Origin of the sequence: Kitasatospora sp. NPDC048298 (genome assembly GCF_043201465.1) — a bacterium.
Classification (GTDB): Bacteria; Actinomycetota; Actinomycetes; order Streptomycetales; family Streptomycetaceae; genus Kitasatospora.
In genome coordinates this window covers 35,529-48,224 of record NZ_JBICYZ010000011.1, presented here as the reverse complement: position 1 = coordinate 48,224, position 12,696 = coordinate 35,529, and the positions used below count along the sequence as shown (strand labels likewise).

General features: G+C 75.3%; 10 protein-coding genes. 3 read left to right on the top strand and 7 right to left on the bottom strand.

Annotated features, from left to right (window positions below; translation table 11 throughout):
* Nucleotides 1–156: 156 nt before the first annotated feature.
* Nucleotides 157–555 (bottom strand): VOC family protein, encoded by a 399-nt coding sequence (locus ACGF0D_RS11785; protein ID WP_392875457.1) that lies wholly within the window; start codon nucleotides 553–555, stop codon nucleotides 157–159.
* Nucleotides 556–648: 93 nt separating this feature from the next.
* On the opposite strand from ACGF0D_RS11785, the gene ACGF0D_RS11780 reads away from it, so the two are divergent.
* Both ACGF0D_RS11780 and ACGF0D_RS11775 read left to right on the top strand, forming a co-directional pair.
* Nucleotides 649–1,638 (top strand): helix-turn-helix transcriptional regulator, encoded by a 990-nt coding sequence (locus ACGF0D_RS11780; RefSeq protein WP_392915046.1) that lies wholly within the window; start codon nucleotides 649–651, stop codon nucleotides 1,636–1,638.
* A gap of 245 nt (nucleotides 1,639–1,883) precedes the next feature.
* Nucleotides 1,884–3,254, top strand: a complete 1,371-nt coding sequence (locus ACGF0D_RS11775; RefSeq protein WP_392875451.1) for a S8 family serine peptidase — start codon at nucleotides 1,884–1,886, stop codon at nucleotides 3,252–3,254.
* Nucleotides 3,255–3,407: 153 nt separating this feature from the next.
* Here ACGF0D_RS11775 and ACGF0D_RS11770 read toward each other — a convergent pair whose 3' ends face one another.
* Nucleotides 3,408–5,861 (bottom strand): hypothetical protein, encoded by a 2,454-nt coding sequence (locus ACGF0D_RS11770; RefSeq protein WP_392915044.1) that lies wholly within the window; start codon nucleotides 5,859–5,861, stop codon nucleotides 3,408–3,410.
* 171 nt (nucleotides 5,862–6,032) lie between these two features.
* Between ACGF0D_RS11770 and ACGF0D_RS11765 the strand changes: the two genes are divergently transcribed.
* Complete coding sequence (locus ACGF0D_RS11765; RefSeq protein WP_392915041.1) at nucleotides 6,033–6,563, top strand: HAD domain-containing protein; 531 nt, start codon at nucleotides 6,033–6,035, stop codon at nucleotides 6,561–6,563.
* A gap of 136 nt (nucleotides 6,564–6,699) precedes the next feature.
* Here ACGF0D_RS11765 and ACGF0D_RS11760 read toward each other — a convergent pair whose 3' ends face one another.
* The 5 genes from ACGF0D_RS11760 to ACGF0D_RS11740 all read right to left on the bottom strand — a co-directional run bounded on the left by ACGF0D_RS11760 (nucleotide 6,700) and on the right by ACGF0D_RS11740 (nucleotide 12,655).
* Complete coding sequence (locus ACGF0D_RS11760; protein ID WP_392915039.1) at nucleotides 6,700–10,797, bottom strand: LysM peptidoglycan-binding domain-containing protein; 4,098 nt, start codon at nucleotides 10,795–10,797, stop codon at nucleotides 6,700–6,702.
* Complete coding sequence (locus tag ACGF0D_RS11755; RefSeq protein WP_392875442.1) at nucleotides 10,797–11,243, bottom strand: hypothetical protein; 447 nt, start codon at nucleotides 11,241–11,243, stop codon at nucleotides 10,797–10,799. The genes ACGF0D_RS11760 and ACGF0D_RS11755 overlap by 1 nt, the downstream gene beginning before the upstream one ends.
* 163 nt (nucleotides 11,244–11,406) lie before the next feature.
* Nucleotides 11,407–11,775 (bottom strand): pilus assembly protein, encoded by a 369-nt coding sequence (locus tag ACGF0D_RS11750; RefSeq protein ID WP_392875439.1) that lies wholly within the window; start codon nucleotides 11,773–11,775, stop codon nucleotides 11,407–11,409.
* A gap of 167 nt (nucleotides 11,776–11,942) precedes the next feature.
* On the bottom strand, nucleotides 11,943–12,317 hold the full coding sequence (locus ACGF0D_RS11745) for a TadE/TadG family type IV pilus assembly protein (RefSeq protein ID WP_392875436.1): 375 nt from the start codon (nucleotides 12,315–12,317) through the stop codon (nucleotides 11,943–11,945).
* 38 nt (nucleotides 12,318–12,355) lie between these two features.
* Entirely contained in the window at nucleotides 12,356–12,655 is a 300-nt protein-coding gene (locus tag ACGF0D_RS11740) for a hypothetical protein (protein ID WP_392915036.1), read from the bottom strand.
* Nucleotides 12,656–12,696: the final 41 nt, after the last annotated feature.

The following is a 12,696-nucleotide window of genomic DNA, read 5'->3' as shown; positions in this document are numbered from 1 at the left end:
TCGGCGCCCTCGACGGTGAGCCGCCGCAGGAGCGCGGACGTCGTTCGGGGGCAGCGGCGCGGTCCGCTGCCCCCGCCGGTGGCGGCTCCTGGACCCGGCGGCCGCTCACCGGGGCCCCGAGATCTCAGGGCTCCCGGTGAGCGGCCGGGCGTGGCGTCAGCGTGCGAACTTCTCGATGGCCTCCGGGGTGACGGGGGTGAAGAAGTTGACGAGGTTGCCGTCGGGGTCGCGGAACAGCAGCGACCGGTTGCCCCAGGGCATCGTGGTGGGTTCGTTGACGAAGTCGGTGACGAAGCCGGTCAGGTTCCGGTGAACGCGGTCCACGTCGTCGACGAGGAACTCGGTGATCACGCTGTGGTTGTCCGCCGGGCGGGCGGAGCCCGGGGCGAACAGCGGGACGGTGCGGGTACTGGCGATCGCGAGGGTCGCGCCCGCGGTCCTGAGTTCGGCGAAGTCCTCGGTGGCCCGTACCGCCCGAATCCCCGTCGCTCGCTCGTAGAACTCGACGAGGCGTGCGACGTCGCCGGTGATGATGCGGATCGAGACGAAGTCCATGGGAATCTCCTTGGCTGTGCTGGAGGCGTGCACGTCGCAGGCTAGGCGGATTAGTGGACAGAATCGGTCCTCTATTCGCGTTAGGCTGCGAACATGTCCCGACCCACCGGCCGCGTGCTGACGCTCCTGGAGCTGCTGCAGTCGGGCGGCACCCGGACCGTGGCCGAACTCGCCGACCGTCTCGGCGTCGAAGGGCGCACCGTGCGGCGGTACGTGGACCAGCTGATCGACCTGGACGTGCCCGTGGAGTCGGTGCGCGGCCGCTACGGCGGGTACCGGCTGGCCCCCGGGTACCGGCTGCCTCCGCTCATGCTCAGCGACGACGAGGCGCTGGCCGTGCTGCTCGGCCTGGTCGCCGGCCGCCGGGCAGGACTGACGACGGCGGAGCGCACGGCGAACGAGACGGCCTCGGCGAAGATCCGGCGGGTGCTGCCCAAGCACATCGCCCGCCGGCTCGACGCCCTCCTGGAAGCCCTCGCCTTCACGGATCAGCCCGGCGAGTTGGACCAGCCGGACGCCGGGCTCCTGCTCACCATCGCCGATGCGGTGCGCCACCGCCGGCCGGTCTCGATCCGCTACACCGACCGCGACGGACGGCGCAGCGAACGCACACTGCACGCGTACGGGATCGTCGCCCATGCGGGCCGGTGGTACGTGACGGGCGAGGACGCCGGGGTCGGCGAGGACCGGACCTTCCGGCTCGATCGCATCGCGGCCGCGAGGGCCCTGCCCGGCTCGTTCGAAGCGCCCGTGGGTCCCGCTCCGGCCGAGCGCGTGTTGTCGGGGTTCGCCACGGCCGAGTACCGGCACGAGGTGACCTTGCGGATCCACGGGACGGTCGAGCAGATCCGCGCGCACCTGCCCGCGAGCGTCGCGAGCCTGGAGGAGCACGAGCCCACGGCCGGCCAGGACCCGACGGCCGGGCACTGGCTGCGCGTCGAGCTGCGGGCGCAGGAGCTCGACTGGTTGCCCCGGGTCCTCGCCTCGCTCGACCGGCCGTTCGTCATCGAGCGCCCCGACGCGCTGCGCGACCTCGTCATCGCGCTCGCCGATCGCCTCACGTCCTGCGCCCGCCAGGTCTGACGGCGAGGCACCGATGCCAGGAGACGGCACGGTCGGGCGGATTTCTGACGCATCATCACCCAACTGCCCCAGGTGGGAGGTTACTTTCCCCTGGGACGGCCTTTACCTTTTCGCGTGGCCGAGCATGACCATGGCCACGATCGTATGACCCCACCAAATGACTATGGCATGATCATGCAGCTCTCGATGGGATGGCCGGACCGACCCGACCGAACCAGGTCGGGCCCTGCGTCCCAAGGAGCCCCATGGGCAGCCCCGCCACCCTCCGCCGCGCCCTGGCCCTGCTCGCCGTGGGGGCCACCGCCCTCACGGCCGGCACCGTCGCCGTTCCGGCCGCCGGCACCGCGATCGCCGCCCCCGCCCACGACCTCACGGGCGTCCACGTGCGCCCCGCCTCCTTCGGGCAGCACAGCGCCCAGGGCCGCCCCGCCCCGCTGAGCACCACCCAGTGCGTCAGCCAGGTCGGCATCCACTGCTACTCGCCGCTGCAGTACCGGGCCGCCTACAACCTGAACCCGCTGTACCAGGAGGGCATCACCGGCAAGGGCCGCACGATCGTCATCGTCGACTCCTTCGGCTCCCCGACCATCCAGCACGACCTGGAGGTCTTCGACAAGCAGTGGGGCATCCCGGACACCAACGTCGAGGTGGTCAAGTGGGGCAACGTCCCCACCTGGGACCCGAAGAACCCCGACCACACCGGCTGGGCGGGCGAGACCACCCTGGACGTCGAGTACGCCCACGCGATCGCCCCCGACGCGCACATCATCCTGGTCGAGACCGGCGTCGCCGAGACCGAGGGCACCACCGGCCTGCCCGAGATGATGGACGCCGAGAAGGCCCTCATCAAGGCCGGCCGCGCCGACGTCATCTCGCAGAGCTTCGGCGCCACCGAGAACACCTTCCCGGGGTACGACAAGGGCGACTTCAAGTCGCTCACCGACCTGCGCTACGCCTTCCAGGCCGCCGCCGACCACAACGTGACCGTGCTGGCCGCCTCCGGCGACAACGGTGCCACCGACGCCAAGGAGAACGGCACCGACCTGTACCCGTACAAGGTCAACTCCTGGCCGTCCTCGGACCCGCTGGTCACCTCCATCGGCGGCACCCAGCTCACCCTGGACGACTCCGGCAACCGCACCGCGCCCGACAAGGTGTGGCACGACAAGTCCGGCGCCGGCGGCGGTGGCGTCTCGGGCATCTTCGAGCGCCCGTGGTACCAGGCGGGTGTCGCCGGCGTCACCGGCAACCACCGCGGCACCCCGGACATCAGCATGAGCGCGGCCGTGGACGGCGCCGCCTGGACCTACGAGTCCTACGACCCGACCTCCGTCGGCTGGCACCTCACCGGCGGCACCAGCGAGGCCACCCCGCTGTTCTCGGGCGTCGTCGCACTCGCCGACCAGCTCGCCGGACACCGCCTCGGCCAGCTCAACTGGCGCCTGTACGGCATGAACCTGCTGCCGAGCAAGTGGAGCGGCATCGTGGACGTGAAGCAGGGCGACAACGGCTGGGACGGCGTCACCGGCTACAACGCCACCGAGGGCTACGACCTCGCCAGCGGCCTGGGCACCATCGACGGAACGCAGTTCGTGCACGCGATCGCCGGTCGGTGAGCAGGCGGGTCGCCCGTGGCAGGTGACGCGGGCGATGGGTGACAGGTAACAGATAACAGACGACAGCGAACAGCTGACAGATTTTGAAATCTGTCAGCTGTTCGCTGTTTTCCGTCTGCTGTCTTCCGTCCGCTGTTGTCCGCCGGCGGTCGGTCAGCCGGTGGCGGCGAGCTGGGCGAGGTAGCGCTCGGCGGCGCGGAGCTTGCGGCCGTCGGCGCCCGGGAGGTAGGCGCGCAGTTCGATGATCTCCGGGGCGATCCGGATGGCCTCCGCACGGTCGGTGATGGCCCGCCAGCAGGCCTCGGCGTTGGTGGCCGCCCGCTGGGTCTCCGGGTGGTCCGGACCCTGCGAGCGGAGCAGCGTCAGGGCCACCTCGCGGTAGATGTCCGCGGCCTCGGCCGTCCGGCCCGCGAGCCGGCAGACGTGCGCCCGGACCTGCCGGACCTGCAGCACCGGCTCGGAGACGGCGCCGTGCTCGGCGATCGCCTCCAGTTCGAGGGCGAAGGCCAGATCGGTGGCGGCGGCGTGGTCCCCGACGTCGGCGCTACGGACGATCCGTCCGATCACCTCGCGGTAGTCCGCGCGGGGCGGACCGGCCGCGCCGTCCTCGTCGGCCGGGGCTTCGGCAGTGGCGTCGACCGAAGTGTCGACCGGAGCCGGAGCCTCGTCGGCCGACGGCGCGTCGGCGGTGGCCTCGCCGACCGGCACCTCGTCCTGCGGCACCTCGTCCCGCGGCGCGGCGTCGGCCGACAGCTCGTCAGCAGCTGCCTCCTCGGCCGGAACGACGTCGACGGGCTCCTCCTCGACGGGCACCTCGTCCGTCAACGCGGGCTCCACCGGGACGGCGTCCCCGGGCTCCTCCGCGGTTCCGGGCTCCGCCTCGGCCTCGGACGCCGCCTCGGACGCCACCTCGACCTCGACCTCGGACTCGACCTCGGACTCGACCGCGGACTCGACCTCGGCCTCGGACGCCGTCTCGATCCCGGCCTCGGGCTCCCCGACAGCCTCGCGCGCCTCCGCGACGGCCTCCCCGACCGCGACCTCGGAGGCCACCACGGCCTCCTCCTGCGGGAGTTCGGGCTCGGCGACGGCCTCACCCGTCGGTTCCGGCCGGGGCTTGAGGAGCGTGACACCCGCCGGGGGCGTGCTGTCCTCGGGCACGGCGTCGGCCGGGGCGGACTTGAGCAGGGTCACGCCCGGGGCCGCCGCTGTCTCGCCCGCCTTCAGCAGGCTGACCGGACGGGCCGGCCGCGGCGCAGTGGGCGGAACGCCCGGCTTGACCAGGCTGACCGGACCGCCTGCGGCCGCCGGGGCCCCGGCCGGCGGCGCGGGCACCGCGGCCGGAGCCGACACCGGCCACTCGGGGACCGCGTCCCGCGGCTCCCCCGGACGCGGTAGCGGCGGCGCCGGGGGCGACGACATGTCGGAGGGCACCACACCGGCCGCCCGAACCGCCGACACCGCCGACATCGAGGCCGTCGATGCCGGCACCGGCGGAACCTCGGCCGGCAGGCCCTCGCCGCGACGGGCCGTATTGCGGAAGAACGGCCGGTCCGGGGCGTGCGTGGCCAGGATGACCACGTCCGGACGCAGCACCGAGTACACCTGCTGCCGCAGCTGCTCCGGCGCGAGCACCTCGCCCGCACCCGGCCGACCGCCGTGCAGCGCCTCGATCAGTGCGCGGGTGAAGGTTCCGATCTGCTCCGGGTCCGGACTGACCACCGCCCACAGCGGGATGCCCTCGCTGAGCGGCGAGACGGTGCCCTGGAGGTACGGCCAGGCGTTCTGGTCGGCACTCAGGTCGGCGATGACGAGGGTCTGCCACTCGGCCGGACGGTGGCTCAGCTCGGCGGCGATGGCCGGCCAGGGGAGGCCGTCCTGCTTGGCGTCGCGCAGGGTCAGTTGGAGCTGTCCGCCGCGCTTGTCGGCGACGACGTGGCCGCCCAGGTGGATCAGCAGCGGTCCGGGGTGGCGGGAGGCGGCGCGCAGGTGGGCGAGGACGGTGTGCGGGTCGCCGGCACCGGGGAGGTGGACGGCGTCCACCGCGTCCGCGGCGAGGAGCACCTGCGGCGAGACGGCGGCGAGCATCGCCGAGAGCACCGGCGCCTGGGTCGGCCCGCCACGGCCCCAGGTGCGGCGGCCGGAGGTGCCGTACCCGCCCTCGATCACCAGGATCCGCCCGCGCGGCGCGGCACCGAGCCCGCCGGTGCCACCGGCGCTGCCGGCACCGCCCGCACCGACGGCGGCCACCGGCGCCGCGCTCTGGACCGGGAACGGCGGCGGGGTCGCCGAGGACAGGGCCCCGACGGCGGGCAGCCCGGTGAGGGTCCATCCGGTGGGCGGAACGGGCGGTGCCGCCGGGGGCGCGGGCGGCGGCGCGGGCGCCTGCCCGACCGGTTGCGCGGCACCCGGCACGGAGGCGGTGACCGGAGCGGGCGCCGGGACGGGGGAGGGGGCGGCCGGAGGCGCCGGCGGCGGCTCGTACAGCGCGGCGGGACCGGGCGGGTGGTCCTCGGCCGGGAGGCGCGGGGGCGGCGGTACGGCGTCCCAGGGACCCGATTCCGGTGCCGGGTCGGGACCTCCGGAAACCGCTGTCGTCTCCGCCATCTCCTGGTCACCGCCCCGCCCCGCCGCTCCCGCGGCGTCTGATGCCCTCGCCTGCGTGGTGCCTGCCACCACACTCCGTGCGCGCCACCCTACGAGATCCCGGCTCACCCGTTCCAGGCCGGGTGGCCGATCGGCGGCCCACCGCCCGCCCCGTCCCGCTATGGTGCCGCCATGATCGATCCCGATCGCCCCCTGCTGTTCCTCGACGTGGACGGCCCGCTGATCCCCTTCGGTGACCCGCCCCCGGGCGGCTACCCCACCTACCGCAGCCCGTACGTCCCGTCCGACACTGCCCCGGCCGGGAACCCGTTGATCGCCCGCGTGGACCCGGAGTTGGGGCCGCGACTGCTGCGCCTGCCGGCCGAGCCGGTCTGGGCCACGACCTGGCTGGAGGACGCCAACGAGTGCCTCGCGCCCTGGCTCGGCCTGCCCCGACTGCCCGTCGTGGACTGGCCGGTGGACGACACGGACACCCCGGACTGGCCCGACGGGCCGGACGGTCTGCACTGGAAGACCCGTGCGCTGGTCGAATGGGCGGACGGACGGCCGTTCGCCTGGGTGGACGACGAGATCACCGAGGCCGACGACCGCTGGGTCGCCGCGCACTCCCCCGCCCGCGCCCTGCTCCACCGGGTGGACCCCCGACGAGGGCTCACCGAAGCGGACTTCACGGCCCTGGACACCTGGCTGCGGACGGTCTGACCGGCCGCCATCCCCTTCCCACCCGCCGACCACATCCGTGCGAGACGTCCACACGGCCGCCACATCGGCCGCCGGCCCGTCAACTCGACTGCCCGGCCACCCCTGTGGGGATTGACCGGGCAGTCGGCGGTCCGCGTCAGGACCCCGCGAGCAGGTCCCGCAGCAGGGCGACGGTGTCGGCGTCCAGATCCCGGCCGGTGCGGCGGCTGAGCGCGTCCAACCGGTTGACGGCACGCAGGAGTTGGTCCCGGGCGCCGGCCGAGGCGTAGGCGTAGAAGAGGTCCCGGTGCAGCAGTTCGACGTCCGGGGCGACGGCGAGGCCGCGGAAGACGGCGGCCTCGGCGCTGCGGTGGTCGCCGTACTGCAGGCGGCGGGCGGCCAGTTCGTGGGCCGTGTCGACGATCGCCGCGATCATGTCCTGCCGCTCGGCCTCCGCCCAGCCGTACGAGGCCGGCGGGGCCTCGGCGAACGGTGCGCCGCGGACCAGGGCCAGGGCGTGGGCGAGGGCCGCGTCGGCGGTGGCACTGGTGCTGCGCATGCCGCGCCGGTAGAGGCCGCGGAACTCGTCCCAGTCGCAGGTGACCGCCGGGGCGAAGGCGTAGCCCTCGGTGCCCTCGGTGGGCAGGAAGGCGCGGCCCTCCGGCGAGGTGCCGAACCAGTCGGCCAGGTCGGAGAGTTTGGCCGACAGCGGGCTCCTGGCGTCGGCCGCGGTGGGGTGCGGGTCGAGGTGCGCCGCCCCGGGGTGCAGGTCGTGGTCGAGTACGTGGAGTTCGGAACCCGGCCGCAGCGCCAGGTAGACGGCGAGCTCGGTGAGCCGAGGCAGCGCGCCGGGTGCGGCGGCGCCGAGGGCTCCCGCGACGTCCACCGGGCCGAGCAACCGGATCCGGGGGGCGTTGCGCGGGGCGTGCGCCTCCGGGGAGCGGAGGATGGCGAGCAGGTCGTCGCTGTCGCTGCGACGGGGCGTCGTCCGGGCGACCTGGGCGACGGCGGCGGGGCCGGGCTCGACGGCGGGCGCCGGTTCCTCCGTACCGACCGCGTCCGCGGTTTCGACGGCCTCCGCGAACCCGGCGGCCCCGGCGGGCCCGGTCCCGGCGGCGGACTCGGCGGCGGACTCCGAAGCCGCCTCCGAAGTGAACTCCGAAGTGGACTCCGGAGCGTGCTCGGCCCGCGGCGCCGACTCCTCGACGGTCTTCGAGCCGGTCGGCTCCGCCGCCACCGGATCCACCGCCACCGGCCGCGGCACGACGGGCTGGACGGCGAGCACGACCGTCGCCGTGGACTCCGAAGCGGAGTCCCCCGGCTCGTCCACCCCGTCGCCCTCCGTCGGGTCAGGCCGTCGCAGGTCGCGGGTGGTCTCGTCGGTGGCCGCCTGCCGTCCCTGCCCGTTGACGACGAACCGCGCCGGGCCGGCCGGCACCTGAGCCGGAACCGGAGCCGAAGTCGGAGCCGCGGGCGGCAGGGCGGCAGTCGCCGGGGCCGGCGCCACCGGATCGGTGCCCGCGAACGGGCTGGCCCCGGTGCCGATGACCCGGGCGAGCAGCCGGGGACCGGCAGCCGCGTCCGAGCCCTCGTCCGTCCCGCCCGCCACGGCCCCGCCACGAGCGGCGCCTCCGCCCGAGGCGCCCGCGCCCGAAGCACCTCCGCCCGGGCCGCCACCAGCCGACGCCCCGCCGACCGCCGAGGCGACCGAGGCGACCGAGGCGACCGAGGCCCCGACGGCGGCCAGCACCGGTACGGCGGCGGGCAGTTCGGTGGTGTCGGTGTCGTCCTCCGGTCCGTCCAGGGTCCAGGCCGGGGCCGGGTGCTGGGTGGTGTCGTCGGCGACCCGGAGCAGCTCGGCGACCTGGTCGTACTGCTGCACGTCGAGACGCTGCAGCTCGACCGTGAGGTGCAGGCCGGGGATCGCGGCCTGGCCGGAGGTCGGCAGGGTCCAGCGGGCGACCGGGCCGGTGCCGCGCTCGGGGGCGCGGGTGATGACGGCGACGCAGGTGCGCGGGCGGGCGTCGAGCAGGCGCCCGAGCTCGGCGGGGACGTCCCCGCCGGGCTGGTGGGCGCAGAGCACGATCTCGGGCGTCCAGGAATCGTCGGCCTGGCCGCGGCTGCGGGCCTCGCGCGGGCTGGTGGCCTCGGCGGCGACCAGGGTGGCGCGGGCCTTGGCGGTGCGCGGGCCGAGGGCGGCGAGCGCGGCCTCCAGGGTGGGGTGGCGGTGCACGCGTTCGGCGGCCGGGCCGCTGATCGGCACCTCCTCGGCGAGGTCCACCAGGTGCAGGTGGAGCCGGTCGGCGAGCGGGCTGTGGGCCAGTTCGATGGCGAGGGTGCGCAGCACGTCCCGGGCGTCGTCCGGGTGGCCGGACAGGTGGAGCAGCCGGACGGCCTCCAGGTCGGCGAGGACGACCGAGCCGTCCGGCGAGGTGCCGAGGGTGACGAGCGCGGGGTACGGCGCGGGGGTCTTCCGGGCCTGGCCGGGGCTGAGCAGGTCGCCCGAGTCGGCGCTGCACCACCACACGTTGGCGGCGTGGGCGGCGCGGAACGGCGCGATCGGGGTGGCCGGGCCGGACAGGTGCAGTTCGACGGTCTGGCCCTGGGTGATCCGGGCGGCGACGATGGCGGGCAGCCGCTTGCCGCCGCGCACGGTGTTGCGGGCCAGGGTGCGCAGGGCGCGGTCCAGCAGTTCCAGTCCGGCCTGGTCCTGGCGGGCCATCAGTTCGTTCTCGAAGGCGGCGGCCTCGGCCTCGGGCATCGCGATGCGGTGCCGGGGGCGGCGGGCGCGCTGCTGGGTGCCGCGCTTGTGGGCGACGGCGCCGACCATGATGGCGGCGAGCAGGACGCCGACGGTGGAGGCCGAGAGGGCGACGCTGTAGTCGTCGTCGGCGGCCGGGTCGGCGTGCGCGGCGGGCGCGTGCGCCGGCGTGTGCGTGGGCGCGGGCACCGGGGTCGACTGCGGCGCGCCCTGCGCGGGAGCGCCCGGCGCCGGGGTCTGCGCCGCGGCCTGGTCCCCGGCAGCCGGAGCCGGAGCGGGCGCCGGAGCGGGAGCAGGCGCCTGGTCCACGGGAGCGGGAGCAGGAGCAGGCGCGGGCGCCGGAGTGGCGGCCCCCGCCCCCGGCACCGTGAGCACCATCCCCGGCACCACCACGTCCGGATCCGTCAGCTGCTCGCCGTCCGGGGCCTGCGCCCCCTTGTTCGCCTCGAACAGCTTCGGCCACTGCTCCCCGTCCCCCAGCTCCCGCTGGGCGATGGTCGACAGGCTCTCCCCGGCCTGGACGGTGATGGTGTGCTGCCCACCGGAACCGCCCGCACCACCGGGGCCGCCGGCCTCCGTCCCGGCCTGCGGGGCCCCCTGCGGCGCGCTCTGCGGCGTGCCCTGCGCGGCGTCCCCCGAGGGAGCCGGGGCGGGAGCCGGCGCCGGTGTCCTCGCCTCGTCAGGCTTGGCGTCCGCCGGCATCAGCAGCTCCCAGCCGGGCTGGATCGGCCGCTCGGCGTCGAAGCGGATGCCCGAATCGCCCATCACCCGGCCGTCGTTGAGCTTGGCGATCTCCATCCACCGTTCCCCCGAGCCCAGTTGGCGCTCGGCGATGGACCACAGGCTGTCGGCCGGGCGGGCGTCCCGCACCGTGTAGGTGGCCTGCTGCTCGGCGGCCGGCGTCAGGGCCGGCGCGGCCTGCGCGGTGGGCAGTGCGGCACGCTGCGCGCCGCCCGGCGCCAACTGGGCCTGGGCGACGGACCCGTGGGCCGGCTCGGGAACGGCCGCGAAGGCCGAACCGGCCACCGGCACCAGCGCGAGCACCGAGCCGACCAGCCCGGCCGCGAGCCGCTGGCTCCAGCCGAAGGCGGGGATGCGGCGGGCGATCCGGCCGCGCAGCTGGGCGGGGATCTCCAGCAGGACGGAGAGCGCGAAGCAGGCCCAGGCGATCCAGCCGACGACCACCAGCGCCCACAGGAACAGGCTTCCGTCGTCCGGACTGGTGAGCGCCTCGCCCACCCCGCCCGAGGCGACCTCGCCCATCCCGGCGACCGCCTCCGTGCCGTACAGCAGCAGCGCGGGGACACCGAGCAGCAGGGCGAGCAGGGTGACCAGCGCGCCGAGCGCGGTGATCACGGCACGGCCGCGCCCGCGGGGTGGTCGGGGCGCCGGGGCGGCGGGCCCTCGGGCGCCGCCGGCGCGATGGGACGTCCCGGCCCGGCCGGTACGGGCCTGGGCGGTACGGGCCTGGTCCTTGGCACGTGGCGCGGCCATCAGTCGGTCTCCGCTTTCTCGACTCCGTGGACGAGGGTCGCACTGCCCTTGCCCGTTACCTTCCGTTCCCCGAGGGCGCCCAGCAGGACCGGGCGGTAGTCGGCCCGCACGGTGACGGTGACGACCTTGCCGTCGCCGGAGAACTCGACCTCGCCCGCCCGCAGGCCGTACAGGGCGAGGTAGGCGTCTGCGGCGTCCCGGACGTACTTCTCCTGGACCTTGAAGCCCTTGCCCTGCAGGACGGCCGCCCGGTCGAGCTGCTGGCCGCCGACCCGCGCGGCCTCCAGGGCGTAGGCGTCGGTCCGCTCGGCGACCCGCAGCCGGCCGCCGGCGTCGATCACCAGGGCGATGACGAGCACGACGTACGCCGCGCAGATCGCCACGAAGAGGGCCACCGCGCCCCGGTCGGACCGGCGCGCCGACAGCCGTCGCCGCAGACGGCTCACCACTCCCGTCCCCTCCCCCCACTTCGCACGATGCTCTCCCCACCGGCCCCCACCGGGCGCCGCTCGGTACCGTTGTGTCATCCCCCGAGCGCTCTCCGCTTGCGTCTCCCCCGCACGGGCCGTCTCCAATCCCCCGTCTTCCGGGTGACGGCGCCGCGCGCCGTCATGTGCCCCGGTAACGGTCCACCACCGAGGTGAACTCGCCGACGAGGTGCTTCGTCACGGGTACCCCGGACGGTCCGCCGAGCAGGTCGGCCAGTTCCACGTCGCAGACCACCGTGACGGTGACGGTCGTGACCGGTCCGCCCGGCAGGTTCAGTTCCCCCCTGCCGACCCGCACGTCCCCGTTGCGGCAGGACACGCCCTGCTGGCGCAGCGTCGCGAGGGCGGAGTCCCTGGCCGGCTGGTCCATGCCGTCCACGCTGCGCTGCAGGGAGGCGGTCCTGGCCGCGGCCCGGGCGGCGGCCTCCACGGTGCCGGCCGTGGACTGCACCCGCCCGGCGGCGATGGCCACCAGGACGAGTCCGACCACGCCCGGCACGACGATCGCCGCCTCGATCGCGATCCCGCCCCGGTCCCGCCTGCGCGGACGCGACCGGAGCCGGAGACGGGACCGCGGCCGGCGACCGCCGCCCGGTGCCCCCTGTGCCCCCGGCGCCCCCGGTACGCCCGGTGCCCCCGCCACGCCCGCCACGCCCGTCACGGCGTCACCACCGGCGCCACGAAGCGCTCTCGCGGCGCCTCGGCGAACTGGGTGACGGCGGGCGCCCTGAGCCCGGGTATCAGCAGCGGCGGGGTCAGCTGCACGGTGACCCTGACGGTCTGTGCCGTGCTGCCGTCGGTACGCACCGTGTACCCGTGCACGCCCTGCCGGTCGAGGAAGTCGCGGGCCTGCCGCTGGGCCGCCTCGTTCTTCTCGCCGTCCGTCGCACTGCCCTGCACCCGGCCGGCGTCCACGCCCTCGCGGGCGGCGGTGAGCGCGACCTGCCGGTCGTACCAGATCAGCGCGGCCTGGACGACGAGCAGCAGGAGCAGCAGGACGACCGGGAAGACGATGGCCAGGCTCAGGCTCATCGCCCCCCGGTCGCCCCTGCGGCGGAGAGCAGGACGCGTCACGGGGTGGCGCCGCCCGCGCCCGCGCCCGCGCCGCCGCCCGGCATGTTCGGGTCCTGCTCGACCTTCTTGACGACCCTGTCCTTCAGCAGGTAGAGCGCGGTCGCCACGGCGCCCGCGACGAACACCAACGCGATGATGGCCAGGGCGAGTTCGATGCTGATCGCACCGCGGTCACCGCGCGCGCGGGCGGCCCGCAGCCGGCCGAGCCGGAAGGTGAACAGCAGCAGCGCGAACTGGACCGGTAGCAGGACGGGGCGCAGCACCCGGTCTGCCAGCTGGACGAGTCGTACGGTCATCGGGGTCTCCGGGGGTGTGGCGGTGTGGTGTGGTGTGGCGG